The 23,553-nt window shown below is 67.6% G+C and carries 22 protein-coding genes and 2 riboswitches; of the genes, 14 read left to right on the top strand and 8 right to left on the bottom strand.

Translation table 11 applies throughout. From position 1 onward, the window contains the following. Positions 1-11 precede the first annotated feature (11 nt). Together QRN67_RS21485 and QRN67_RS21480 are read left to right on the top strand one after the other, a co-directional pair. Positions 12-992 carry a glycosyltransferase gene (locus QRN67_RS21485; RefSeq protein WP_285413489.1) on the top strand — a complete coding sequence of 327 codons (981 nt, stop codon included), beginning with the start codon at positions 12-14 and terminating at the stop codon, positions 990-992. 4 nt (positions 993-996) lie between these two features. Then, positions 997-2,580 carry a hypothetical protein gene (locus tag QRN67_RS21480; RefSeq protein ID WP_285413488.1) on the top strand — a complete coding sequence of 528 codons (1,584 nt, stop codon included), beginning with the start codon at positions 997-999 and terminating at the stop codon, positions 2,578-2,580. Between the two features lie 14 nt (positions 2,581-2,594). Here the strand turns inward: QRN67_RS21480 and rfbC are convergent, their stop codons facing one another. From rfbC to rfbB, 4 genes are read right to left on the bottom strand one after another with little or no spacing between them, the layout of a single operon-like run. After that, complete coding sequence (rfbC, locus tag QRN67_RS21475; protein ID WP_285413486.1) at positions 2,595-3,146, bottom strand: dTDP-4-dehydrorhamnose 3,5-epimerase; 552 nt, start codon at positions 3,144-3,146, stop codon at positions 2,595-2,597. Beyond that, positions 3,143-4,039 carry a glucose-1-phosphate thymidylyltransferase RfbA gene (gene rfbA / locus QRN67_RS21470; protein WP_285413616.1) on the bottom strand — a complete coding sequence of 299 codons (897 nt, stop codon included), beginning with the start codon at positions 4,037-4,039 and terminating at the stop codon, positions 3,143-3,145. The genes rfbC and rfbA overlap by 4 nt, the downstream gene beginning before the upstream one ends. A 23-nt stretch (positions 4,040-4,062) precedes the next feature. Further along, complete coding sequence (gene rfbD, locus QRN67_RS21465; RefSeq protein WP_285413485.1) at positions 4,063-4,953, bottom strand: dTDP-4-dehydrorhamnose reductase; 891 nt, start codon at positions 4,951-4,953, stop codon at positions 4,063-4,065. Beyond that, positions 4,950-6,020, bottom strand: coding sequence for a dTDP-glucose 4,6-dehydratase (rfbB, locus tag QRN67_RS21460; protein ID WP_285413484.1), 1,071 nt, complete (start codon positions 6,018-6,020; stop codon positions 4,950-4,952). Before rfbB ends, rfbD begins: the two co-directional genes overlap by 4 nt. Before the next feature lie 114 nt (positions 6,021-6,134). Further along, positions 6,135-6,223: riboswitch (glycine riboswitch) on the top strand. A gap of 14 nt (positions 6,224-6,237) precedes the next feature. Further along, a riboswitch (glycine riboswitch) is annotated at positions 6,238-6,356 on the top strand. A 93-nt stretch (positions 6,357-6,449) separates the two neighbouring features. On the opposite strand from rfbB, the gene QRN67_RS21455 reads away from it, so the two are divergent. Beyond that, positions 6,450-7,751: a D-amino acid dehydrogenase gene (locus tag QRN67_RS21455; protein WP_285413483.1), complete on the top strand. Its 1,302-nt coding sequence runs from the start codon at positions 6,450-6,452 to the stop codon at positions 7,749-7,751. 18 nt (positions 7,752-7,769) lie between these two features. On the opposite strand, the gene QRN67_RS21450 is transcribed toward QRN67_RS21455, so the two are convergent. From QRN67_RS21450 to QRN67_RS21440, 3 genes are all read right to left on the bottom strand, one after another. After that, a complete protein-coding gene (locus QRN67_RS21450; RefSeq protein ID WP_285413482.1) occupies positions 7,770-9,050 on the bottom strand; it encodes an FIST signal transduction protein in 1,281 nt (426 codons plus the stop codon). A gap of 45 nt (positions 9,051-9,095) precedes the next feature. Next, positions 9,096-9,848: a PhaM family polyhydroxyalkanoate granule multifunctional regulatory protein gene (locus QRN67_RS21445; RefSeq protein WP_285413480.1), complete on the bottom strand. Its 753-nt coding sequence runs from the start codon at positions 9,846-9,848 to the stop codon at positions 9,096-9,098. Between the two features lie 91 nt (positions 9,849-9,939). After that, a complete protein-coding gene (locus QRN67_RS21440; protein WP_285413479.1) occupies positions 9,940-11,394 on the bottom strand; it encodes an aminotransferase-like domain-containing protein in 1,455 nt (484 codons plus the stop codon). A 122-nt stretch (positions 11,395-11,516) separates the two neighbouring features. On the opposite strand from QRN67_RS21440, the gene QRN67_RS21435 reads away from it, so the two are divergent. From QRN67_RS21435 to QRN67_RS21390, 10 genes are read left to right on the top strand one after another with little or no spacing between them, the layout of a single operon-like run. Further along, on the top strand, positions 11,517-12,116 hold the full coding sequence (locus tag QRN67_RS21435; protein ID WP_081268328.1) for a LysE family translocator: 600 nt from the start codon (positions 11,517-11,519) through the stop codon (positions 12,114-12,116). After that, positions 12,113-13,099, top strand: a complete 987-nt coding sequence (locus tag QRN67_RS21430; RefSeq protein WP_285413477.1) for a DMT family transporter — start codon at positions 12,113-12,115, stop codon at positions 13,097-13,099. The genes QRN67_RS21435 and QRN67_RS21430 overlap by 4 nt, the downstream gene beginning before the upstream one ends. Positions 13,100-13,152: 53 nt before the next feature. Continuing rightward, a complete protein-coding gene (locus tag QRN67_RS21425) occupies positions 13,153-14,355 on the top strand; it encodes an aminotransferase-like domain-containing protein (RefSeq protein WP_285413475.1) in 1,203 nt (400 codons plus the stop codon). A 23-nt stretch (positions 14,356-14,378) separates the two neighbouring features. Continuing rightward, positions 14,379-15,017, top strand: coding sequence for a LysE family translocator (locus tag QRN67_RS21420; protein WP_285413474.1), 639 nt, complete (start codon positions 14,379-14,381; stop codon positions 15,015-15,017). 12 nt (positions 15,018-15,029) lie between these two features. Beyond that, complete coding sequence (locus tag QRN67_RS21415; protein WP_285413472.1) at positions 15,030-15,866, top strand: PhzF family phenazine biosynthesis protein; 837 nt, start codon at positions 15,030-15,032, stop codon at positions 15,864-15,866. A 34-nt stretch (positions 15,867-15,900) separates the two neighbouring features. Next, positions 15,901-16,542, top strand: coding sequence for a glutathione S-transferase family protein (locus QRN67_RS21410; RefSeq protein WP_285413471.1), 642 nt, complete (start codon positions 15,901-15,903; stop codon positions 16,540-16,542). A 5-nt stretch (positions 16,543-16,547) separates the two neighbouring features. Further along, positions 16,548-17,471 carry a PhzF family phenazine biosynthesis protein gene (locus QRN67_RS21405; RefSeq protein ID WP_172839856.1) on the top strand — a complete coding sequence of 308 codons (924 nt, stop codon included), beginning with the start codon at positions 16,548-16,550 and terminating at the stop codon, positions 17,469-17,471. A 14-nt stretch (positions 17,472-17,485) separates the two neighbouring features. Further along, entirely contained in the window at positions 17,486-18,178 is a 693-nt protein-coding gene (locus tag QRN67_RS21400; protein WP_285413615.1) for a VOC family protein, read from the top strand. A 5-nt stretch (positions 18,179-18,183) separates the two neighbouring features. Continuing rightward, complete coding sequence (locus tag QRN67_RS21395; protein WP_081268321.1) at positions 18,184-18,816, top strand: LysE family translocator; 633 nt, start codon at positions 18,184-18,186, stop codon at positions 18,814-18,816. 13 nt (positions 18,817-18,829) lie between these two features. Further along, a complete protein-coding gene (locus tag QRN67_RS21390) occupies positions 18,830-19,801 on the top strand; it encodes a threonine dehydratase (RefSeq protein WP_285413470.1) in 972 nt (323 codons plus the stop codon). 9 nt (positions 19,802-19,810) lie between these two features. Here QRN67_RS21390 and QRN67_RS21385 read toward each other — a convergent pair whose 3' ends face one another. Beyond that, positions 19,811-20,641 (bottom strand): creatininase family protein, encoded by an 831-nt coding sequence (locus QRN67_RS21385; protein ID WP_285413469.1) that lies wholly within the window; start codon positions 20,639-20,641, stop codon positions 19,811-19,813. Positions 20,642-21,030: 389 nt separating this feature from the next. On the opposite strand from QRN67_RS21385, the gene pgaA reads away from it, so the two are divergent. After that, positions 21,031-23,535 (top strand): poly-beta-1,6 N-acetyl-D-glucosamine export porin PgaA, encoded by a 2,505-nt coding sequence (gene pgaA / locus QRN67_RS21380; RefSeq protein WP_285413468.1) that lies wholly within the window; start codon positions 21,031-21,033, stop codon positions 23,533-23,535. The last annotated feature ends 18 nt before the right edge of the window (positions 23,536-23,553 follow it).

The following is a 23,553-nucleotide window of genomic DNA, read 5'->3' as shown; positions in this document are numbered from 1 at the left end:
ACAACAACATCATGAGCCAGTCCATGTCGACGACTCTTTACCGGGGGCAGCGCGTTGCGCTGATCGTTCCCTGCTACAACGAAGATCCTACCATTGCGGGTGTGATCAGATGCTTTCGGGCTGCAATGCCATGCATCGACATCTACGTCTTTGACAACATGTCGAGCGACAACACGGCCGAAGTCGCTAGAGCCGAAGGCGCCCAAGTGAGGACAGTCACCTTGCGCGGCAAGGGTAACGTCGTGCGGCGCATGTTCGCGGACACCGAAGCGGATGTCTACGTGATGGTGGACGGCGACGGGACATACGATGCATCCTCGGTCTGCCGGATGGTAGACAAACTCCTCGACGAAGGGCTCGATATGGTCGTCGGGTGTCGGGAAACAAGCGCGCAAGAAGCCCACGCCGCCTATCGACGCGGCCATCAATGGGGCAACAAGATGCTTACCGGAAGCGTCAAGGGCATCTTCGGCGGCGATTTCAACGACATGCTCTCGGGATACCGGGTCTTCTCGCGTCGATACGCCAAGTCCTTCCCGGCACTGTCGCGGGGGTTCGAGACCGAAACCGAGTTGACGGTCCACGCGCTTGAGCTGCGCATGCCCTATGGAGAACTGATGACGCCGTATGGATCCCGCCCCGAGGGATCGGCGAGCAAGCTGTCTACCTACCGTGACGGCTGGCGCATCCTCAAAACGATCATCCGGCTTCACGCGAGTGAGCGCCCCATTGCATTCTTCGGTGCATGGGCCGCTGCGTTCTGCATTGCCGCGCTTGTACTCGCTTTCCCGCTTCTTATCCAGTATCTAGAAGCAGGGAACGTTCCCCGGCTCCCCACGGCAGTGCTGTCCGCATCGCTCATGCTAATGGCCATGCTCGCCCTGACGTGCGGGTTGATCCTGCAGAACATCACCCAGGGCCGGCACGAGATGAAGTGCTTGGCCTTCTTAGGTATTCCGGCCACTCGTTCCGACACTGCGGCCGGGCACTGAACAGATGAAATTTCTGAGAGAGACGAGAGTTCCGATCTGGCTGGTCTTGGGTCTGGGCGCGCTGGTCTATTGCTACTTCTATTTGAACCACCCGGCGCTGCCAGGTAACAACCTCGAGTACCCCAGAGGGTGGTGGGGCTGGTTCGATCAAGGGGAATACATCAAGGCAGCAGCCGCCATCAGGGCAGGAGACTTTTCTCCCGGCAAGCATGCGTATCCGCCGCTATACCCGGCGATCGGTTCGATCTTCCTGCCGGTCCTGCCTGTACATCCCTTCTTCTTTTTCAACCTGCTAGGCGTCCTGGCGTTTTCATACGTTTTCGTTGCATTCGCAACGCGTTACGTATCGCAGCTCGAAGCATTCTTGTTGCTTGCGATTTCGCTGTACTTCAACGAAATCATCATTCTCAACTTCGCGATCCCGTGGACAACAACTGGCACCGCGGTTATTTATGCAGCAACCATCTATCAGCTTCTCCGAAAGTCGAAGCAGGAAAAGCTGAACAGCGGCATAGCGCTGGAAAGCATCAAGGCGTTTTGCTTTTCAGGCATATTCAGCCTGCTAGTCATTCTTCGTCCGGTAGATACAGGAGCCGCTGCGGTCTTCTATCCGGCATACCTCTATTTCTCGTACAAAAGCCTGTGCATGAGCGGGGCAGCAGCGCCAAAACGCAACGCACTCCTGTTCGCTCAAGTCATCGCGCTCGGTGCAGGCCTGCTCATCGGGATCGGCTTGTTCTTCTTGTTCAACCTAAAGGTCTACGGCCAGATACTGGGCGGCTATTTCAAGTCGACAGCTGTGGGCTCCGGATACTTCCCTCTAGAGTTGCCGCGGAAGATCTTCTCGCTGGTCTTTGATTCGAACACGTTTTTTCTGGAGCCGAACGGATCGCTGGTCACGCATTTTCCATGGCTGATATTGGGTATTGTGGGCACGCTTGCCGCTTTGGCGCGTGGCCCAGCGCTGCTTCGCATGATGGCGGCAGCGATCTGCCTCCAGTTCTGTCTGTATGCGCCTTATGGCGACTTGCTGCCCAATGGGGTCTATCGTTACTACAACATCCACTACTTCAAATGGATGTTTCCGTACCTTGCATTCTTCGGTTGGCTCGTGGTCCGATGGATATTTGAAGCTTCCAAAACTGCACGCGCCAAGAGACTCGCTATTCGTTTGCTGGTTGTCCTGATCACGGTCTCCGCGATGCTGGCCGTGCAATACAAGGTAAAGCCGGCGTCGCCAATTGCGATCAAAAAAGTCGGCCCAGGCAACAGCATTTCCTTCTCGGCCAATGGGGACGGGATCGATTTCATCGACTTCTACGGCTTGGCCGGCGGCTTCAACGAAATCTACCTCGGCGACCATCATATGCTCGCCGATGGTAAGCCGTTGATCCGCGTCAGGGAATTCAGACTGGTGCCAGCGCCCTGGGGAGTGCGCGTTTTCTTTAACCAACGGATAAGAGCCAAGGAGTTTCTGCTCACGCCGGACAAAGGCGTCATTCCACCTTCGGATGAGTTGAAGATAAAAGCCTCAACCTATCGGTTCAGCCTAGGCTGGCCTAGCTTGGTTCATGACAGTCCCCGGTGACCGCCCCCCGATGGTCAACGCTGGAACACCTCAGCCGCATCGAACTGGGCCCCTGCCGCATCCTTGACGGACAAAACAGGAGCACAACCGACATCAGGCCACTCGATGCCGATCGATGCATCATCCCAACGAATGCATCGCTCGTAGGCCGGCGCATAGTAGTCCGTCGTCTTGTAGAGAAAGTCGGCCGTCTCACTCAACACGAGGAATCCGTGGGCAAATCCTGCTGGCACCCATAGCTGCCTGTGGTTAATTTCTGAAAGCTCGACGCCGACCCATCGTCCGAAGGTGGGTGACGATCGGCGGATGTCCACAGCAACGTCGAAGACAGCGCCGCTGACCACGCGCACGAGCTTGCCCTGAGCATGCTCGATCTGATAATGAAGTCCGCGCAGAACGCCCTTGGTCGAGCGCGAATGGTTGTCCTGCACGAAATCGACATGCTGGCCAACGGCCTCGTCGAACGATTTCTGGTTGAAGCTTTCGAAAAAGAAACCGCGCGCATCACCGAACACCCTGGGCTCGATCACGAGCACTTCAGGAATTGCAGTCGGCGTTGCCTTCATGACCGCACCTCGTCGCTCAGCAACCGCTTCAGGTATTTGCCGTAGCCGCTCTTCTCCAGCGGCGCGGCGAGCCTCTCAAGCTGCGCGTTGTCGATGAACCCGTTGCGCCAGGCAATTTCTTCCGGGCACGCAATCTTCAATCCCTGCCGATGTTCCAGCGTCGCAATGAACTGCCCGGCTTCAAGCAGGCTATCGTGGGTACCGGTGTCGAGCCAAGCGTAGCCGCGCTGCATGATCTGGACATTGAGCTGGTCGCGATCCAGATACGCCTGATTGACGGCCGTGATCTCCAATTCGCCCCGTGCGCTCGGCTTCACAGCCTTTGCAATATCCACCACCTGGTTGTCATAGAAGTACAGCCCCGTGACCGCATAGCTGCTCTTCGGCTTCAGGGGTTTTTCTTCGATGCTGCTGGCCTTGCCCTTGGCGTCGAAGGCCACCACGCCGTAACGCTCGGGGTCTTGCACGTGATAAGCGAATACCGTGGCGCCGGAAGTCTTGGCATCGGCGTCCGCGACCAGGTTCACGAAATCGTGGCCGTAAAAGATGTTGTCCCCCAGCACCAGCGCGCTGGGCGAGTTGCCGACGAACTTGTCCCCGATGATGAAAGCCTGCGCAAGCCCGTCCGGGCTGGGCTGCACTTCATACTGCAGATTGATGCCCCACTGGCTGCCATCGCCCAACAGTTGCTGGAACCGCGGCGTGTCCTGCGGCGTGCTGATGATCAAAATGTCGCGCATGCCGCCGAGCATCAGCGTGCTCAGCGGGTAGTAGATCATCGGCTTGTCGTACACCGGCAGCAGTTGCTTGCTCATGGCAAGCGTTGCCGGGTGCAGGCGAGTGCCCGAGCCACCGGCCAGGATGATGCCTTTGCGTTGCGTCGTCTTGGTCATGCTTTTCTTTTCGTGGATGTTCTTCACAGCGTCTCGCGCAGCATGCGCGCAACGCCTTCCTGCCAAGGCGGCAGGCGCAGGCCGAAAGTGGTCTGCAGCTTGGTGGTGTCAAGACGCGAGTTGTGCGGGCGCTTCGCAGGGGTCGGGAAGGCGCTGGTCGGCACGGCCTCGACAGCCTGCGGGCCGGCCTTGAGCTCGACGCCGGCCTGCTGCGCCATTTCGAGCACGAAGCGCGCATAGCCGTGCCATGTCGTTTCACCGCCCGCAATCGCGTGATAGAGCCCGGCCTTGGCCGGATCCTGCAGCGTGGCGCGGATGGCATGGGCCGTCACGTCGGCCAGCAACTCGGCACCAGTGGGCGCACCGAACTGGTCGTCGATGACGGTCAGCTTGTCGCGCTCCTTGGCCAGGCGCAGCATGGTCTTGGCAAAGTTGCCGCCGCGTGCCGCGTACACCCAGCTTGTGCGGAAGATCAGGTGGCGCGGGCAGTGCTGCGCCACCAGCTGCTCGCCTTCGAGCTTGGTCTGGCCGTACACGCTGAGCGGGCCGGTCGCGTCGCCTTCCTTCCAGGGCTTGCTGCCGCTGCCATCGAAGACGTAGTCGGTCGAGTAGTGCACCATCAGCGCGCCGATCTGCTGGGCGGCCTGGGCCACCGCGCCGGGCGACGTGGCGTTGAGCTTGCGCGCGAATTCGGGTTCGCTCTCGGCCTTGTCAACGGCCGTGTGTGCTGCGGCATTCACGATCACGTCGGGGCGGACCTTCAGCACCGTCTCGGCCAATTGCTCCGGCCTGCTGAAGTCGGCGTGGAAATCGGTGCTGTCGAAATCGAGCGCCACCAGTTCGCCCAGCGGCGCAAGGCTGCGCTGCAGCTCCCAGCCGACCTGTCCGCCCTTGCCCAGCAGCAGCAGCTTCATGCCGCGGCCTTTGCGTCGTATTGCTTCTCGACCCACTCGCGGTAGGCGCCGCTTTGCACGTTGCGCACCCACTCGCTGTTCGCGAGGTACCACTCGACGGTCTTGCGGATGCCGGTGTCGAAGGTCTCGGCGGGCTTCCAGCCAAGTTCGGCTTCGAGCTTGCGTGCGTCGATGGCGTAGCGGCGGTCGTGGCCGGGGCGGTCGGTGACGTAGGTGATCTGTTCCTTGTAGGGCTTGCCGTCGGCCTTGGGGCGCAGCTCATCCAGCAGCGCGCACACGGTATTGACGATCTCGATGTTCGGCTTCTCGTTCCAGCCGCCCACGTTGTAGGTCTCGCCCAGTTGGCCGGCTTCGAGCACGCGGCGGATGGCGCTGCAGTGGTCCTTCACGTACAGCCAGTCGCGCACCTGCATGCCGTCGCCGTACACGGGCAGCGGCTTGCCGGCCAGCGCGTTGACGATCATCAGCGGGATGAGCTTCTCGGGGAAGTGGAACGGGCCGTAGTTGTTGGAGCAGTTGGTGGTGAGGACCGGCAGGCCGTAGGTGTGGTGCCAGGCGCGCACGAGGTGGTCGCTGGCGGCCTTGCTGGCCGAGTACGGGCTGTTGGGCTCGTACTTGTTCTCTTCGGTGAAGGCCGGGTCGGTCTTCGAAAGCGAGCCGTAGACCTCGTCTGTCGACACATGCAGGAAACGGAAGGCCGTTTTCTGGTCGGCCGGCAGCGCGCTCCAGTAGCCGCGCACCGATTCGAGCAGGCGGAAGGTGCCGAGCACGTTGGTCTGCACGAAGTCTTCGGGGCCGTGGATCGACCGGTCGACATGCGACTCGGCGGCAAAGTTGACCACGGCGCGCGGCTTGTGCTCGGCCAGCAGGCGGTCGACCAGGGCGCTGTCGCCGATGTCGCCCTGCACGAAGATGTGCTGCGGGTTGTTCTTGAGCGATGCGAGCGTCTCGAGGTTGCCGGCGTAGGTCAGCTTGTCGAGGTTCACGACAGGCTCGTCGCTGTTTGCGATCCAGTCGAGTACGAAATTGGCGCCAATGAAACCGGCGCCGCCGGTAACCAGGATCATGAGGTCCCCTGTTGTTGTGGAACGATCGCCCTGCGGCAAATCAACAGGCGATTATCCCATTGGCACGCTGGCCTTAATTCCGCAGTTGGCACCTGCGCAAGCCCCGCCTACAATCGCCCCACTGCAGGAGAGCGGGCCATCAAATGGCCCTACCGAAGGCGCAAACTCCCATAAACGCTCAGGTCGGCCCGAACAGGGGGTCAGTACTGCATCAACTGAAACGCCGTCTGGAGAGCCATCGCACCCTTTCAACATGGTCGCGATGCACCGAAGGAGCAAACCCTCTGCGAGCGCAGCGGGGTGAATCTCTCAGGTACCGAGGACAGGGGGAGCGGCAACTTGGACAGCGGTCGTCCGGTTGCTTGCTATTAATTCAATAGTATTCACCCTCGCCCGCCGTTCAAGCGCAGCACCTCAAAGGTACTTGAAATGCGCGTGATCGTTCTTGGCGCCGGCCTGCTCGGCGTGACCTCGGCTTACTACCTCCAGCAACTCGGCCACGAAGTGACCGTGATCGACCGGCAGGCCACCCCGGCCGCCGAAACCAGCTTCGCCAATGGCGGGCAGATTTCCGTCAGCCATGCCGAACCCTGGGCCAACCCCAGCGCGCCGCTCAAGGTGCTGCAGTGGCTGGGCAAGGAAGACGCCCCGCTGCTGTTCCGCATCCGCGCCGACATGCGCCAGTGGCTGTGGGGCCTGCAGTTCCTGCGCGAATGCACGCAGGCGCGCACCCGCCACAACATCGAGCAGATCGTGCGTCTTGGCACATACAGCCGCTCGATGTTGCAACAGTTGCGCCGCGACACCGGCATCGCCTACGACCAGCGCACCCAGGGCATCCTGCACTTCTATACGACGCAGAAGGAATTCGACGGCGCCCTCGCGCCCGCCGAGCAGATGCGCGCCCTGGGCTGCGAGCGCCAGGTCATCTCGGCCGATGAGGCCGTGAGGATCGAGCCCGCCCTCGCCCACATCCGCCCCAAGCTGGCCGGTGCCACCTACACGGCCGAGGACGAATCCGGCGATGCCAACCGCTTCGCGCGCGAACTCTCCCGGCTCGCAGCCGAAGCCGGCGTGAAATTCCTGATGAGCCACACCGTCACCGCCCTGCGCGAGGCCGGCGGCAGCATCGACCACGTGGAGGTCACCGATGCCGAAGGCCGCTTCCAGCGCATTCGCGGCGACGCCTTCGTGATGGCGATGGGCTCGCTGAGCCCGCTGCTCGCGGCGCCGCTGGGCATCCGCCTGCCGATCTATCCGGCCAAGGGCTATTCGGTCACGCTGCCCGTCAAAGACGCCTCCAAAGCGCATCAGGTCTCGCTGACCGACGACGAATTCAAGCTCGTGTTCTCGCGCTACACCTCGGAATCCGGCGACCGCCTGCGCATCGCCGGCACGGCCGAGCTCAACGGCTACGACCGCGACCTGAACCGCGTGCGCTGCGAAGCCATCGTGCGCCGCGTCGAAGAGCTGTTCCCCGGCGCCGGCGACACCACGCAGGCGCAGTTCTGGACCGGCCTGCGCCCCGCCACGCCAAGCAACGTGCCGCTGATCGGCAAGACGAAGCTTGCGAACCTGTTCCTCAACACCGGCCACGGCACGCTCGGCTGGACGCATGCCTGCGGCTCCGGCAAGTCGATCGCGCGCATCGTGAGCGGGCTGGCGCCGGAGGTGGATTTCGCGTTCACGGGGATGCCGGCGCCGCAGCCACGCATGCTGCAGCCGGCGTGATCCGCGACTGAAAGGTGTTCAGTCGTTGGACGTGAACACCGTCAACACCCCGGTATAGCCATACAGGTGGTGCCGCGCGATCTCCCCGGCGGCGAAGAAGCCGACCAGGGGCACGTCGCCCAGCGCGTGCCGCACGATCTGCAACTCGGCGCCCGGCGCGCCGAAATGCGGGCCGCCACGCCCGGAACAGCTCACGTACACCGCACCCGCGATGCGCCGCGCCGGATGCGGCGCCGCCTCGGCCTCGCCGGCAGCCACGGCGCGCGCGGTGGCCAGCGTCTGCTCTTCGGGCTCCAGCTCTTCGCGGATCTCGGCGCAGATGCGCATCAGGTCGGCCCGCGCCGCCTGCGCATTGCGGCGGCAGAAGGTCAGCCGCATGCCGGCTTCGGCCGTGTCGGCAATCGCGATGCCGCGCCGCGTCGGGTCGAGCCCGATGATGTGGCGCACCAGCACGTCGGCGCCCAGGTCGCCGGTGCGGCGGATGCCGTCGCTGCCCGCGTCGGCCAGCCCGACCAGCGTGTTGCGCACGGCGTCGATGGCTTCCTGCGGCCTCTCCAGCGACACCTGCAGGTCGGCCAGCAGCACGTCCAGGGCGGGTTCGCCGTCGAGCCTGAGCAGCAGGTTGCCGTCGGCTTCGGTGATCTCGCGCTCGCGCACCGCGCCCGAGCGCAGCGGCTGGCAGCCCTGCGTGACGCGCGACACCAGCCGCACGCCGTCGCCGAACACCACGCCCGACAGGCCGCCCGAGAACACACCGCCCGCCGCCCCATGGCCGCGGATGTTGCCGTTGCCGCCGACCGCGAACTGAAGCGCGCCGCCACGGCCCGACGAGAGCCCGCCGAACAGGTAGCCGGTGTCGGTGCGGCCCGCCATCTCGGCGATCAGCTCGGTCAGGTCGGGCGTGGCCGGGTCGGCGTGCACCAGCGCGGTGTGGGCCTCGAAGCCGCTCATTTCGGAGTTGCCCAGCGGCGCGACGCCGGAGAACACGCGGTACTGGTCGCTCGGCAGCGCGCAGAGCATCAGCGTCATGCCGGGCTCGTCGAAGTATTCGGCGTTGTTGGCCGCCACGCCGATGCCGACGGTGCCCGACCAGTCGGTCACCTCGGGCAGTTCGGCGCTCAGGTGGTCGAGGATGTCCTGCGCCTCGGCGGCGTAGTGGTCGGTGATGTAGAGCAGCCCGAGCGTCGGCGACGGCGCGTAGTCGGGCAATGCCATCTGTGCGCGCAACTGGGCCAGCACGAGGCCGGCCGCCATGCGCCATTGCGGGTGGGTGGCATGACCGGAGGGAAACAGTTTCATGATGCGTGCCAACCCGTTCTTTCCAAAAAATGTATGGGTATGACGTCAGCGCCGGCTGGAGGTTCGCTTGCGCGCGGCGGTCGACGTCTTTTTCCTGGCGGCCGGAGCCGCCGCCTTCTTTGCCGCGGCAACGGGCTTGCGGGCCTTGGTTGCCGCCGGCTTGCCGCCCATCGCCTTGCCGACCGCGTCGGCCAGCGGCTGGGCCATGGCCGGCACCTTCAGCTGCGCGGCGTCCTGCAGCGCCGAGCTGGCGATCTGCTGGAACTGCTCGGTGAGCGAGCCCCACCACTGCATGGGATCGACCACGCCGGCGCCCTCGCCGGCCGGACGTGCGCGCGTCTTCGTCTTCTGCGGCGCCGGCGCTTCCTCTTCCTCGGGCAGCTCGTCTTCTTCCTCGACCTCCTCGGGCTCCGGCTCCGCTGGGGCTGCCGGGGCTGCAGCCGCGGGCGCCGGGGCCATGGCCGCGGCCTGCTTGGTGAACGCGCTGGCGATGTCTTCCATGCGCACGTTCATGCCGCGCAGCGTCGACAGCGTCATCTTCTGCACCTCGAGCGCCTGGATGGTGGCCTTGAGCGCATGGCCGTTCTGCTCGAGCCAGTACTGGACCGTCTTGAGTTCCTGGATGCGCTTGTCGACTTCTTCCACGCTCAGGGTGGGCGCGACCCAGCTCGCGAGGCTCGGAATCCCAGGCACCGAACCGGCACCGGCACCCGCCGCGGCACCGCCGGCGAGGTTCTTCAGGAAGTCGAATCCGGGGACGAACTGGCTGAAGTCGAAGGGCTTGCTGGCGTTGCTCATGCGGAAGGTCTCCTGGGAGGGTTTTCTTGTGTTCCCAGCTTACTCCAAGCCCTTGCCGTCCGGCCCGGCCGGCGCGGGGATTTACCTGCTGTCAGAGTTCGTCGCGGACCTTGCTGAAAACCTTCCAGAAAGTGGCGTCCTGCGAGGTCGCGAAGTTGATGCGCATCATGGTGCTCGGCGGCCGGCGCGCATGGAACAGCGAGCCCGGCGCCAGCAGGTAGCCCTGGTCGAGCATGCGCTGCGTGAGCGCGTCGGTGTCCACGCCGGTGTCGACCCAGCCGAACAGCCCCGCCGGCTCCGACGCGAAGGTGCAGCCGTGCGACATGGCGAGCTTCACCGCCCGCCCCCGCGCCCCGTCGAGGCGGATGCGCACCCGCTCCGAATGCCGGCGCAGCTGGCCCTGGTCGATGCACCACGACAGCGCCCGCTCGAACAGCGTGGGCGAGGTCAGCGTGGCCAGCAGCTTGGTCTCGAGCAGCCGCTCCTTCAGCGCGGGCGGCGCGGCCAGGAAACCGATGCGCCAGTTGGGCGCCAGGATCTTGGCGAAGCCGCTCACGTAGATGGTGCGCTGCAGCCCGTCGAGCGCGCTGAGCCGGGTGGCGTGCTCGGGCGCGAGGTGGCTGTAGGTGTCGTCCTCGACGATGTGGAAGTCGTGCTCGTTGGCCAGCTTGAGCACGCGGTGCGCGCTGCCCGGCGTGAGGCTGTAGCCGGTCGGGTTGTGCAGCACGCTCACGCTCACGAACAGCTTGGGGCTGTGCAGCTTGCAGTACTGCGCCATCACCTCCAGATCGGGCCCGTCGGCGCGGCGCGGCACCGGCAGGATGCGCATGCCCAGCGCCTCGAGCCGCGCGAATTCGAGCGCCCACCCCGGCTCCTCGACCATCACCGGGTCGCCCGCGCGAAGCAGCGTGCGGCTCACGATGTCCAGCGCGTGGGTGGCGCCGATGGTGGTCACGATCTGGTCGGGCGTGGCCGGCACGTTGATGCCCACCAGCTTCTGCGACAGGCTGCGCCGCAGGCTCATGTCGCCGGCGGGCTCGCCGTACTGGAGCGACAGCTCCTGCAGGGCGGCCGTGCTGGTCATGCGCCGCACGGCCGTGGGCATGAAGGTCGACGACATCCAGTCGGGCGGGAACACGCCCATGCCCGGCTGCGGCTTGTCGCTGGGCCGGTGGAACATGCTGCGGATCAGCGAGCTGGCGTCGGCCGGCACGCGCGAGGCCATCATCTGCACGGCGATGGCCGCCGGCATGCCGATGGCATCCGTGCCATTGGTCCCATGGGTGCGATTGGCCAGGCGGCCTTCCTGTACCGGCGCGGCGTCGCGCACGTAGAAGCCGCGCTGCCGGCGGGCTTCGACCAGCCCCTGCGCCAGCAGCTGGTCGTACGCGGCGACGACCGTGTAGGGGCTCACCCCCTGCTGCCGCGCGCATTCGCGCACGGAGGGCAGCCGCGCGCCGGGCGGCAGCAGCCGGGTACGGATGCGTTCGGCCAGCCGGTCTGCCAGCTGCCCCGTGAGCGACTGGGTGGAGGTTCTTGTCAGCATGCGTGCCCGTGTTCCAGAAGAGCCTTGTGGGCTCTGTGCCGAAGGAATGACCAATACAGTTTCAGTGTTTGTTCGATCATCTGTACTGGAACTGTAATGGTCTCAAGTTTAGAGTGTGTGTCATGAACTGGCAAGAATTCACCGCGCTGCTGGTGCTGGCCACGGCGATGAGTTTCTCGCCCGGTCCCAACACCACGCTCTCGACCGCCCTGGCGGCCAACGGCGGCCTGCCGCGCGCGATGCGCTTCGTGGTCGCGGTGCCGGTCGGCTGGACGCTGCTTCTGGTGCTGTGCGCCGCAGGCATCGGCGCGCTGGTGGTGGCGGTGCCGCCGCTGCGGGTGGCCATCAAGGCCCTGGGCATCGGCTACCTGCTGTGGCTGGCCTGGAAGCTCAGCGGCAGCGCGACGCTCGGCAACGCCGACAGCGCCAGGCTGTCGGTCGGCTTCGGCCAGGGCGTGATGCTGCAGTTCGTCAACATCAAGGCCTGGCTGCTGGCGCTCACGCTGGTGGCCGGCTGGATCGCCGGGCAGCCCGATGCGCTGCGCCGCTTCGCCATCGTGGCGCCGGTGATGCTGTTCTTCGCCTTCGCCAGCAACTTCGCCTATGCGCTGGTCGGTGCCCTGCTGCGCGACTGGTTGTCCAAAGGCGCGCGGCTGCTGTGGTTCAACCGCGCGATGGGCCTGGTGCTGGTGCTCACCGCCTGGTGGATGGTGAGCGTATGAGGCCGGGCATCAAGGACGAGACGCTGGGCATGTGGCTCGGCGTCGTCGGCGTGGCCATGTTCGCCATCACGCTGCCGATGACGCGGCTGGCCACCGGCTCTCAAGACGCGCCGCAGTTGTCGCCCTGGTTCGTCACGCTCGGGCGCGCGGCGCTGGCCGGCGTGCTGTCGGCCGTCTTCCTGCTGGTGACGCGCTCGCCGCGCCCGGCCCCGCACCAGTGGCGGCCGCTGGGCATCGCGGTGCTGGGCAATGCCGTCGGCTTTCCGCTGCTGCTGGCCTACGCGCTGCGCGTGGTCACGGCCAGCCATGCGGCGGTGGTGACGGCGCTGCTGCCGCTGGTCACCGCGGCCGTGGCGGCCCGGGTGCTGCACCAGCGCGCACGGCTGGGTTTCTGGCTCTGCGCCATCGCAGGCAGCCTGCTGGTGGTGGTGTTCTCGGTACTGCGCGCCAGCCAGGCGGGGCACGGCTTCGGCTTCGAGTGGGCCGACCTGCTGCTGGTCGGCGCGGTCGTCGCGGCATCGTTCGGCTACATCTACGGCGCGCAGGTCACGCCGTCGCTGGGCGCCGAGCGCGTGATCTGCTGGGTCTGCGTGATGGCGCTGCCCGTCACGCTGCCGGCCACGCTGGCGCTCTGGCCGCGGCAGCCCGTTGCCACCTCGGCCTGGCTCGCCTTCGTGTACGTGGGCATGTTCTCGATGTGGATCGGCTTCTTCGCCTGGTATCGCGGCCTGGCGCTGGGCGGGGCGCTGCGTGTGAGCCAGACGCAACTGCTGCAACCATTCCTGTCGATCCTGGCGTCGATCCCGCTGCTGGGCGAGCCGCTCGACGTGGTGACGCTGGGCTTCGCGATCGCGGTGGTGTCCACCGTGGTCGTGGGCAAGCGGCTGTCGCAGCCGGCCAGCCCCGCCACCAACCCGGCACAGGCCGCAGCGCCGAAAATGACGCCTGCCGCCGCCCGCAAGGCCAGCCCGCACGGACGCTGATCCGCCGTACCCTCTCCTTCGAATCTCACCTCACCGCCTGAAAGAAGAAAGCCATGAACTGGAAACTCGCCGCCCGCGCCGCAAAGATGAACCCCTCGGTGCTGCGTGAAATCCTGAAGGTCACCGAGCGCCCCGGCATCATCAGCCTGGCCGGCGGCCTGCCCTCGCCCAAGACCTTCCCGATCCAGGCGTTCGCCGACGCCTGCGCCGAAGTGCTGCACAACGACGGCCAGGCCGCGCTGCAGTACGCCGCCAGCGAAGGCTACGCGCCGCTGCGCCAGGCCGTGGCCGACATGCTGCCCTGGGACGTCGACGCCTCGCAGGTGCTCATCACCACCGGCTCGCAGCAGGGGCTGGACCTGGTCGCCAAGGTGCTGATCGATCCGGGCAGCAAGGTGCTGGTCGAGACGCCCACCTACCTCGGCGCGCTGCAGGCCTTCGGCCCGATGGAGCCGAACCCGGTGGGCGTGGCCAGCGACGACGAAGGCGTGATCGTCGACGACCTCGTGGCCAAGGCCAAGGACGCGCGCTTCGTCTACCTGCTGCCCAATTTCCAGAACCCCACCGGCCGCACCATGACCGAGGAGCGCCGCGCCGCCGTGTCCGCCGCCGCCGCGCAAGCCAACCTGCCGATCGTCGAGGACAACCCCTACGGCGAGCTCTGGTTCGACGAAGCCCCGCCGCTGCCGCTGGCCGCGCGCAACCTCGAAGGCGTGATCTACCTGGGCTCGTTCTCGAAGGTGCTGGCTCCCGGCCTGCGCCTGGGCTTCCTGGTGGCGCCCAAGTCGATCTACCCGAAGCTGCTGCAGGCCAAGCAGGCGGTCGACCTGCACACGCCGATCTTCACGCAGCGCATGGTTTCAGCCGTCATGAAGGACGGCTTCCTGGACCGCCACGTGCCCACCATCCGCGCCCTCTACAAGCGCCAGCGCGACGCGATGATCGCAGCGCTCAAGCGCGAGATGGCCGGCCTGGACGTGAAGTTCAACGCGCCCAAGGGCGGCATGTTCCTGTGGGCGCGCCTGCCCGAGGGCGTCGACACCGTGACGCTGCTGCCCAAGGCGGTGGAGCGCAACGTGGCCTTCGTGCCGGGCGCGCCGTTCTACGCGGGCGAAGGCGATCCGCGCACGCTGCGCCTGTCGTTCGTGACCGCGAGCGTGGAAGAGATCGACACCGCCATCGCCGCGCTGGCACAGACGCTGCGCGAAGAACTGGTGCTGCTCGGCGACAAACAGCTCGCAGCCGCGCAGATCTGAAAGCACAACCCAGGAGCCCTCCCTTGATCGGCCTCGCGACGCTCTCGCTCTTCCTGCTCGCGGTACTGGCGCTGTTCCTGTCGCCGGGCCCGAACATGGCGTTCGTGCTCTCGCACGGCGTGGCCCATGGTCCGCGCGGCGGGTTCGCTGCGGCCGTCGGCATCTCGGCGGCCGACCTGGTGCACACGCTGTTCGCGGCCACCGGCGTCACCGCGCTGGTGGCGGCGTGGCCGCCGTCGTTCAACGTGCTGCGTTATGCGGGCGCGCTGTACCTGGTGTGGCTGGCGGTGCAGGCGCTGCGAAGCGGCGGCGGCCTTCGCGTCGGCGCGCGGGCGCAGCCTGCCGGCTTCGGCCGCATCGTGCGCATGGCGCTGCTGAACAACCTCGTCAATCCGAAGGCGCTGCTGTTCTTCATGGTGTTTTTGCCGCAGTTCGTCGACCCCTCGCGCGGCAGCGTGCCGCTGCAGCTGGTGCAGCTCGGCGTGGTGCTGTCGATGGCCGCGCTGGCCTTCAACACGCTGCTGGGCGCGTGCAGCGGGCAGATCGGCCGCTGGCTGCACGACCGGCCCGGCGCGGCGCGGTTCCAGAGCGGCCTGCTGGCCGCCGTGATGCTGGGGCTGGCCGTGCGCCTGCTCTTCCTCGATCGTCCTTCACCTCGCTGAAGAGGGCTTGCCATGAACGTTCTGAAGATCGCGGCCTTCTCCGATGGCGAGACGGGCGGCAACCCCGCCGGCGTCGTCATCGCCGATGCGCTGCCGCCCGCGGCGCAGATGCAGCGCATTGCCGCGGAAGTCGGCTTTTCGGAAACCGCGTTCGCCGCCCGCGCCGATGACGGCGGCTGGCGCGTGCGCTACTTCGCGCCTCGGTCCGAAGTGCCCTTCTGCGGCCACGCGACGATCGCGCTGGGTGCCGCGCTGGCAATGCGGCAAGGCGACGGCGTGTTTCCGCTCGCGCTCAACAATGCGCGGATCACGGTGGAAGGCCGGCGCAGCGGCAGCCTGGTCGAGGCCGCGCTGCAGTCGCCGCCCACGCGCAGCGCCGCGGCGTCGCCCGAGCTTGTGGCCGAGGCCCTGACCCTGTTCGGCCATGCCCGGCAAGACCTGGATCCGCGCATCCCGCCGGCCGTCACCCACGCGGGTGCCGACCATCTGGTGCTGGCCCTGAAAAGCCGCGCGGCGCTTTCGGCGATGCACTACGAGCTGGAGGCCGGCCGCGCGCTGATGGCCCGCGCCGGGCTCACGACCATCGTGCTGGTCTTTGCCGAGACCGCGCAGCGGCTGCACACGCGCAACCCTTTCGCGTCCGGCGGCGTCTACGAAGACCCCGCCACCGGCGCCGCCACGGCCGCGCTGGCCGGCTACCTGCGCGACATCGGCTGGCCGCACGGCGGCGCCATCGACGTGGTGCAGGGCGAAGACATGGGCATGCTGTCGCGCCTGCACGCCGACATTTCGCCCGTGCCGGGCAGCTCCATCCGCGTCTCGGGCACCGCGCGCATCATGCGGCCCTGAGCGCCGAAGAACCTGCAAAAGAAAGAACCCGACCATGCTCAATATCTGGGGCCGCATCAGCTCGATCAACGTCCGCAAGGTGGTGTGGTGCGCGCAGGAACTCGGGCTCGACTTCCAGCGCACCGAGGCCGGCGGCAAGTTCGGCATCGTGCAGACGCCCGAATACCTGGCGATCAACCCGAATGCCATGGTGCCCGCCATCGACGACGGCGAAGGCGCCGAGCGCGTGACGCTGTGGGAGTCGAACGTGATCGTGCGCTACCTCTGCGCCAGGCATTCGCACGGCAATTTCTACCCGAGCGAGCTGCCCGCGCGCTTCGACGCCGAACGCTGGATGGACTGGCAGCAGACCACGCTCAACCGCGCGAGCCGCGACGCCTTCATCCAGTGGGTGCGCACGCCGCCGTCGGAACGCCAGAGCGCGCTCATCGACGCCTCGGTGCGCGAGAGCGAGGCGCTGTTCGCGATTCTCGACGCGCACCTGGCCAAGCGCGCCTATCTCGGCGGCGACAGCTTCACCATGGCCGACATCCCCGTCGGCTGCGAGGCGCACCGCTGGTTCGGCCTGCCCGCGGCCGAATACCGCCGGCCAAGCTGGCCGAACGTGGAGCGCTGGTACGCCGATCTCCTTTCCCGCCCCGGCACGCGCGGCGTGCTCGATCTAAGCCTCGAATGAAACTGATGAAATCCCGCCCCTTCAAGCAAGTCGACGTCTTCACGGCCACGGCCTACCGCGGCAACCCGCTGGCCGTGGTGATCGACGGCGACGGCCTCGACGACGCCGCGATGCAGCGCTTCGCGCAGTGGACCAACCTGTCCGAGACCACCTTCCTGCTGCCGCCCACCGAACCGACGGCCGACTACCGCGTGCGCATCTTCACGCCCGGTGGCGAGCTGCCCTTTGCCGGCCACCCGACCATCGGCAGCTGCCATGCATGGCTGCAGGCCGGCGGCAAGCCCAAGGCGCCCGGCATGGTGGTGCAGCAATGCGGCGCGGGCCTGGTGCCGCTGCGCCGCGAGGGCGAACGCCTGGCCTTTGCCGCGCCTCCGCTCAAGCGCAGCGCGCCCAGCCCCGCGCTGCTGGCCAAGGTAGCCGGCGCGCTGGGCCTGAAGGCGCAGCAGATCATTGCGGCGCAGGTGCTCGACAACGGCCCGGTCTGGTTCGGCCTGCTGGTGAATGACGCCGACGCCGTGCTGGCGCTCACGCCCGACCACCGCACGCTCAGGGAACTCGGCGTGAAGGCCGGCGTGGCGGGCGTTCCCGCGGCCATCGACACCTCGCCGCTGATCGGCCGCTCCAACCGCGAGGCCCGCGCCTTCGGCAACCGCCCGGCCGCCGAGTACGACGACGGCGCGAAGATCGACCTCGAGGTGCGCGCCTTCGCCGAGCCCGTCGGCGTGCAGGAAGACCCGGTCACCGGCAGCCTGAACGCGAGCCTGGCCGAGTGGCTGATCGCCGACGGCCACATGCCCGAGCGCTATCTCGCGGCGCAAGGCCAGTGCCTCGGCCGCGCCGGGCGCGTGTACATCGAGCGCGACGCCGAAGGCCGGATCTGGGTCGGCGGCGACGCCGTGACCTGCATCGACGGCCAGGTCACGCTGTAGGCATGACGACCGCCATGCGTGCGCGACTCGACCACCTCGTGATCGCCGCGGCCTCGCTCGACGAGGGCGTGGCGTGGTGCGAAGCCACGCTCGGCGTCGTGCCGGGCCCGGGCGGCACCCATCCGCTGATGGGCACGCACAACCGGCTGCTGAATATCGCGAGCGATGCATTCCCGGCCGCCTACCTGGAAATCATCGCGATCGAGCCCGGGCGGCAGCCCTCGCGGCCGGGCACGCGCCGCTGGTTCGACCTTGACGACCACGAACTGCGGGCCGGCTTGGCCCGGCAGGGGCCGCGGCTGATCCATTTCGTCGCGCGCGTGCCCGACGCGCATGCGGCCATGCGCGCCCTGGCACACGAAGAGCATGCGCACATCGACCGCGGCCAGTTGCTCGAAGCCTCGCGCGACACGCCGGCCGGCCGGCTTGAATGGCAGATCACCGTGCGCGACGACGGCCAGCGGCTGTTCTACGGCGCGCTGCCCACGCTGATCCAGTGGGGACCGGTGCACCCCACCGACGCGATGCCGGCGTCCGGCCTTGCGATGCGCGCGTTGCGGGCCACGCACCCGCGCGCACCCGCCCTCGCGGCGGCCCTGTCGGCCATCGGCATGCAGGACATGCGCGTCGATGCCGGCCCGCCCAATCTCGTCGCGCTGCTCGACACGCCGCGCGGCCCCGTCACGCTCGAATCCAAAGGACTCTGACGATCATGCTGACACTCACGGAAATCGCGTGGTTCGCCCTCGCCTCCCTGCTGCTGGCGCTCACGCCGGGGCCGAACATGATCTATTGCGTCTCGCGCACGCTGATCCAGGGGCGCCGGGCCGGACTCATCTCGCTGGGCGGCGTGCTGGCGGCTTTTCTGGTGCACCTGTTCGCGGCGGCGCTGGGCCTCACCGCGTTGCTGCTGGCCGTGCCGCTCGCATTCGACGCGATCCGCATCGCCGGCGCGGCCTACCTGATGTGGCTCGCATGGCAGGCCGTCAAGCCAGGCGGCAACGCGCCCTTCGAGGCCCGCGCGCTGCCGGCCGATCCGCCGGCCAGGCTGTTCCGCATGGGGTTTCTCACGAACCTGCTGAACCCGAAGGTGGCGATGTTCTATCTCTCGTTCTTTCCGCAGTTCATCCATCCCGAGCGCGGCTCGGTGCTGCTGCAGAGCATGCAGTTGGGCGCCGCCCAGATCGCGACCAGCGCGGCGGTCAACACCGTGATGATCGTCGGCGCCGCCAGCATCACCGCGGTGTTGTCGCAAAGCGCGGGCTGGCTGCGCGCGCAGCGCTATGTGATGGGCAGCGTGCTGGCCGCGCTGGCGGTGCGCGTGGCGCTGACCGAACGCAAATAGCCAAGGACCTCCGATGAGATTCACCCGAGAAGAGATCGAGGCCGCGCAGCGCACCGTGCGCTCGGCCATGCCGCCCACGCCGCAGTACGCATGGCCGCTGCTCGCCCGGCGCCTGGGTGCCACCGTGTGGGCCAAGCACGAGAACCACACGCCGGCCGGGGCATTCAAGATCCGCGGCGGGCTGACCTACTTCGAGACGCTGGCGCGCGAGCAGCCCGGCGTGCGCCACGCCATCAGCGCCACGCGCGGCAACCACGGCCAGTCGGTCGGCTTCGCCGCGCGCCGCCATGGGCTGGCCGCGACCATCGTGGTGCCGCATGGCAACTCGCTCGAGAAGAACGCGGCCATGCGCGCACTCGGCGTCACGCTGGTGGAGCATGGCGATGACTTCCAGGCCGCCGCCGAACACGCGGCGCTGCTGGCCGAACGCGACGCGCTGCACCGCGTGCCTTCGTTCCACCGCGAACTGGTGCGCGGCGTGTCCACGGCCTATGTGGAGTTCTTCGACGCACTGGCGCACACGCCACCGGACGTGATGTTCGTGCCCATCGGCCTGGGTTCCGGCTTTGCCGCCGCGGCCGCGGCGCGCGCGCATTGCGGGGCGAAGACCAAGCTCATCGGCGTGGTGTCCGCGCACGCCACGGCCTACCGCGATTCCTTCCGCGCCGGCAAGCCGGTCGAGTCGCCTGTGACCACGCGGCTGGCCGACGGCATGGCCTGCCGCACGCCGGTGCCCGAGTCGGTGGAAGTGATCCTGCGCGAAGCCGACGACGTGATCGCCGTCACCGACGACGAAGTGGCCGAGGCCATGCGCATCCTTTTCAGCGACACGCACAACGTGGCCGAAGGCGCGGGCGCGGCGGCGCTGGCGGGTGCGCTGCAGCAGCAGGAGCGCTGGCGCGGCAGGACGGTGGGTATCAGCGTGAGCGGCGGCAATGTCGATACGGACATGTTCGCCGGGGTGCTGGCGCGCGCCGCTTCCTGAGCCGCGGGGCTACGGCAGCGGCCCCGTGTTGGCGGTGCTCAACGGCAGCCGCGACACCTCGGCCAGCAGCAGCGCCAGTTGCCGCGCGGCCGCATCGATCACGGCCTGGCCGCTCTCGGGCGTGGCCGCGGCCGCGTTGCCGGCGGCGCCGTGCGCGTTGTAGTCCTCCATCGCCCAGCCCAGCTTGGCGCTCTTGCCGTTGCCCAGCAGCGCGTAGTCGGCTGAGCGCTGCTGCGACGTCGAGCTGAAGTCGCGCGCCTCGCCCATGCGCACCAGCTGGGGCGTCAGCGCCAGCATCATCGAAGTCTCGATTTCGCCCGCATGCACGCCGAATCGATGCTCGTGCGCGCTGAAGCGCTCGCCGGCCTCGCCCAGCGGCAGGTTGAACCAGCTCACGCTGTAGACGATGAGCCCGTGCGCCGCGCGCAGCTCGCGCGCCACGATGTCCATCGCGCCCACGTGGCCGCCGTGCGCATTGAACAGCACCAGCTTCTTCACGCCCGCGCGCGCCACGCCGGCGCCGATCTCGTTCCACATGCGGATGAGCGTCTCCGCCGACAGCGTGAGCGTGCCCGCGAAACGCGCGTGCTCCGGGCTCAGGCCGATCTGCTGCGTGGGCAGGAACAGCACCGGCAACCCTGCCGGCAGCAGCGGCAAGGACGCGGCGACGATGCCGTCGGCCAGCACCGTGTCCACGCCCAGCGGCAGGTGCGGCCCGTGTTGCTCGGTCGCGCCCAGCGGCAGCACCGCGACGGTGGAAGCCGCGTCGAGCCCCGCGAAATCGCGCGTCGTGAGCTGGGACCAGTAACGGGGCAACGAGGAGGCCGTGGATGCGTTCATCACGCGATCTTAGGCCGTGCGTGCCGCCGTTTCCGAGCGCGCTTGTCTGACAGAACCTGTCAACGCTGAACCCAAAAACGCCAATCTATTCACATTTAGAACCGTTTCTTGGCACTTAAGTTTGCTTTTGTTAACAGTTCTATCTAGAGTCGATTGCAGATTCAATTTTTCATGGAGCTTTCGGTCCTGACGCATTCGGGGCCGGGAGTTCGGCTTTTGCGACGGCCCCAGGCCGCGCAAAAGGCGCAATTTAAGGGAGCAGAGTGTTCATCCAGAAAAAAGCTGGAGGCACGGTCTTGGGTGGGCGTCCGTCGGCGCTTGCCTGCGCCTTGTCTCGTCACCTCGAACAAGCAGCACGAGGATTTCCCCCGATCGTTTGCGCGCTGGCCATGGGTGCTTCAACCGCGGCCTTCGCGAATCCGCCCATCGCAGCCACCGCAACCGCGGCCAACCCATCGGCCGCCTATGGCGCGCAGCAGCACGACGCCTTGATCGCAGCGCGCCGCGCCGACCGCATCGGCGCCGCGCAGGCTTTGCAGCAGTTGAAGGACTGGCTTGCCGCGCCGCTCACTGACGCCGAACGCCGGCGCGTGGTGTCCGACGCGGTGGCCATCGCGGCGGCCGACAGCCAGTTCGCCGAAGCCATTGCGTTCGCCCGCCAGGTTCCGCTCGCCTCGCTGAACGACTATGCATTGGGCCCGCTCGCGCTGGCCGCGCGCCGCACGCATGACCTGTCGCTGCAGGGCGAAGTCATTGCCCGGTGGCGCGCACGGCAGCCGCAAGCGCGCGAGCCGCGCATCCACGAAGCCTTCTGGAAGCTCGACAGCGGCGACGTCGCCGGCGCCAAGGCGATCTACGACGCCCTCGCGCGGCAACCGGTCCCGCAGGTCGAAGACCGCGTCGCCCTGCTCGAACTGCGCGGTGCCGTGGCGCGCGCCGAAAAGCAACCACTGCAGGCGCTCGCCGCCTACACCGAGGCCGGCGCGCTGCGGCCCGAGCGCCGCGACCTGCGCCGCGAAACCGACTTCCTGCTCGCGGACAGCGGCGCCGCATCGACCGCGTTCGACGACGCCGATGCCGCCGAGCGCGCGCATCCCGGCAGCTTCTCGCCGCTGGCGTTGTCGACGCTGCAGCAGCAGGCGCTGGCACAGCGGCTGCGCTGGGCCATCGAGGAACGCGACCAGCGCCTGGGCACGGCACGCCTGACGGCACTCGACCGCGTGCTGGCCGACGAGGAAACCGCGCTGGCCCGGCTAGACGCATCGGCCGCACAGGCCGCGCCGGAAGATGCCGACGCATGGCGCCAGTTGCGCGTGCGGCTGCTGGCCGACCGGCTGCTGGCGCTGGTGGAGCGTGGCCGCCCCGCGGATGCCATCGCGCTCTACGAATCGCTGCGCGCAGCCGGTACCGACCTGCCCTTCTGGGGCCTCGGTGCCGCAGCCCGCGCCTTCGCGCAGGAGCGCCGCTCGATCGACGCCGTGCCGCTCTACGAAGCGGCCGTGGCCAAGGGCGGCGCCGACCTGCCGATGCCCGACGACCTGTATTTCGGCCTGATCTACGCCTACCAGGACACCGGCCGCTTCGAGGACGCCGAGGCGCTGCTCAAGCGGCTCGAAGAAGCCACGCCGGCGCTGATGCGCCTCTCCCCCGAAGCCGGCCGGCCCAACGGCCAGTACACCGACGTGAGCGGCATGCGCGGCCTGCTGCAGCTCTACACCGACCGCGCGGCACTCGCGCAGCAGAGCTTCTCGACGCTGACCGGCGAAGCGCCGCTGAACGCCGGCTACGCCTACGGCGCGGGCCAGACCGAGCGGCTGCGCGAGCACCCCGAGGCCGCCGTCGCGCGCTTCGAGGCACAGGCCGCCGACCAGCCCTACGACATCAGCGCGCGCGCCGGCCATGTCGAGGCACTGCTCGACGCCGGTGAATTCCGCCAGGCCCGCGAACGCGCAGAGTCGCTCGCGGCCGACGTGCCCGAGGCCGCCGAGGTGCGCGACGTGGGGCGCAAGCGCCGCGCCGCCACCGGTCCGCGTCTCGATGTCGACGCCGAGGCCTCGTCGGGCGGCGCGGCCATCGCCAACCGCGAGTGGCGCATCGACAGCCGGCTCAGCTCCGGCCTCATCGACGACCAGTGGCGCGTGTTCTACGACCAGACGCTGGGCCGCGGCACCACCGACATCGGCAACGCCAACTGGGCGCGCGGCGGCCTGGGCCTGGGCTGGCAGCAGGGCCGCTGGCTGGCCGAAGGCGTGCTGCAGCATGCGAACAGCGGCCCCTACCGCAACAGCGTGGCGGGCCGCGTCGACTATCGCGCGGGCGACGCATGGCGCCTCTCGGCCACCTACGACGGCGACAGCAAGGAGCTGCCGTGGAAGGCCCGCGTCGCCGGCATCGGCGCGCACGAGACCGGCGCGAGCGTGGGCTACGTGGTGAACGAATCGCGCCGCTTCGACCTGCAATGGCAGCGCCTGGACTTCAGCGACGGCAACCTGCGCAACGGCCTGGAGCTGGGCTGGCGCGAACGCTGGGTGAGCACGCCGCGCTTCCAGCTCGAGACCCGCCTGGGCGCCGGCACCAGCCGCGGCCGCGACATCGACACGCCCTACTTCAACCCGTCGAGCGACAGCACCGTGCAACTGGCGGTGCGCGCGCAGTGGCTCAACTGGAAGCGCGACGACCGCCAGTTCTTCCAGGCCGTGGAGCTCACGGGCGGCAACTACCGCCAGGCCGGCTTCGGCAGCGGGCCGCTGTGGAGCCTGCGCTACGAGCACCGCTGGGACCTCGGCCCCAAGTTCACGCTGCGCTACGGCCTGAGCATTTCCAGCCATCCCTACGACGGCGTGCGCGATCGACAGCGCGGCGTCTTCCTGAACCTCTCGATGCCCCTGCAGTGATGCGAACGACCGACAACA

Source organism: Variovorax sp. efr-133-TYG-130 (assembly GCF_030208835.1).
GTDB lineage: Bacteria > Pseudomonadota > Gammaproteobacteria > Burkholderiales > Burkholderiaceae_C > Variovorax.
The sequence above is the reverse complement of the archived record's forward strand: the minus strand, read 5'-3'. Positions and strand labels throughout refer to the sequence as shown.

Bases quoted from the DNA above. Each gene is read 5' to 3' on its own strand.
- QRN67_RS21485 (WP_285413489.1), top strand. From the start codon at position 12: ATGAGCCAGTCCATGTCGACGACTCTTTACCGGGGGCAGCGCGTTGCG.
- QRN67_RS21480 (WP_285413488.1), top strand. From the start codon at position 997: ATGAAATTTCTGAGAGAGACGAGAGTTCCGATCTGGCTGGTCTTGGGT.
- rfbC (WP_285413486.1), bottom strand. From the start codon at position 3,146: ATGAAGGCAACGCCGACTGCAATTCCTGAAGTGCTCGTGATCGAGCCC.
- rfbA (WP_285413616.1), bottom strand. From the start codon at position 4,039: ATGACCAAGACGACGCAACGCAAAGGCATCATCCTGGCCGGTGGCTCG.
- rfbD (WP_285413485.1), bottom strand. From the start codon at position 4,953: ATGAAGCTGCTGCTGCTGGGCAAGGGCGGACAGGTCGGCTGGGAGCTG.
- rfbB (WP_285413484.1), bottom strand. From the start codon at position 6,020: ATGATCCTGGTTACCGGCGGCGCCGGTTTCATTGGCGCCAATTTCGTA.
- QRN67_RS21455 (WP_285413483.1), top strand. From the start codon at position 6,450: ATGCGCGTGATCGTTCTTGGCGCCGGCCTGCTCGGCGTGACCTCGGCT.
- QRN67_RS21450 (WP_285413482.1), bottom strand. From the start codon at position 9,050: ATGAAACTGTTTCCCTCCGGTCATGCCACCCACCCGCAATGGCGCATG.
- QRN67_RS21445 (WP_285413480.1), bottom strand. From the start codon at position 9,848: ATGAGCAACGCCAGCAAGCCCTTCGACTTCAGCCAGTTCGTCCCCGGA.
- QRN67_RS21440 (WP_285413479.1), bottom strand. From the start codon at position 11,394: ATGCTGACAAGAACCTCCACCCAGTCGCTCACGGGGCAGCTGGCAGAC.
- QRN67_RS21435 (WP_081268328.1), top strand. From the start codon at position 11,517: ATGAACTGGCAAGAATTCACCGCGCTGCTGGTGCTGGCCACGGCGATG.
- QRN67_RS21430 (WP_285413477.1), top strand. From the start codon at position 12,113: ATGAGGCCGGGCATCAAGGACGAGACGCTGGGCATGTGGCTCGGCGTC.
- QRN67_RS21425 (WP_285413475.1), top strand. From the start codon at position 13,153: ATGAACTGGAAACTCGCCGCCCGCGCCGCAAAGATGAACCCCTCGGTG.
- QRN67_RS21415 (WP_285413472.1), top strand. From the start codon at position 15,030: ATGAACGTTCTGAAGATCGCGGCCTTCTCCGATGGCGAGACGGGCGGC.
- QRN67_RS21410 (WP_285413471.1), top strand. From the start codon at position 15,901: ATGCTCAATATCTGGGGCCGCATCAGCTCGATCAACGTCCGCAAGGTG.
- QRN67_RS21405 (WP_172839856.1), top strand. From the start codon at position 16,548: ATGAAATCCCGCCCCTTCAAGCAAGTCGACGTCTTCACGGCCACGGCC.
- QRN67_RS21400 (WP_285413615.1), top strand. From the start codon at position 17,486: ATGCGTGCGCGACTCGACCACCTCGTGATCGCCGCGGCCTCGCTCGAC.
- QRN67_RS21395 (WP_081268321.1), top strand. From the start codon at position 18,184: ATGCTGACACTCACGGAAATCGCGTGGTTCGCCCTCGCCTCCCTGCTG.
- QRN67_RS21390 (WP_285413470.1), top strand. From the start codon at position 18,830: ATGAGATTCACCCGAGAAGAGATCGAGGCCGCGCAGCGCACCGTGCGC.
- QRN67_RS21385 (WP_285413469.1), bottom strand. From the start codon at position 20,641: ATGAACGCATCCACGGCCTCCTCGTTGCCCCGTTACTGGTCCCAGCTC.
- pgaA (WP_285413468.1), top strand. From the start codon at position 21,031: ATGGGTGCTTCAACCGCGGCCTTCGCGAATCCGCCCATCGCAGCCACC.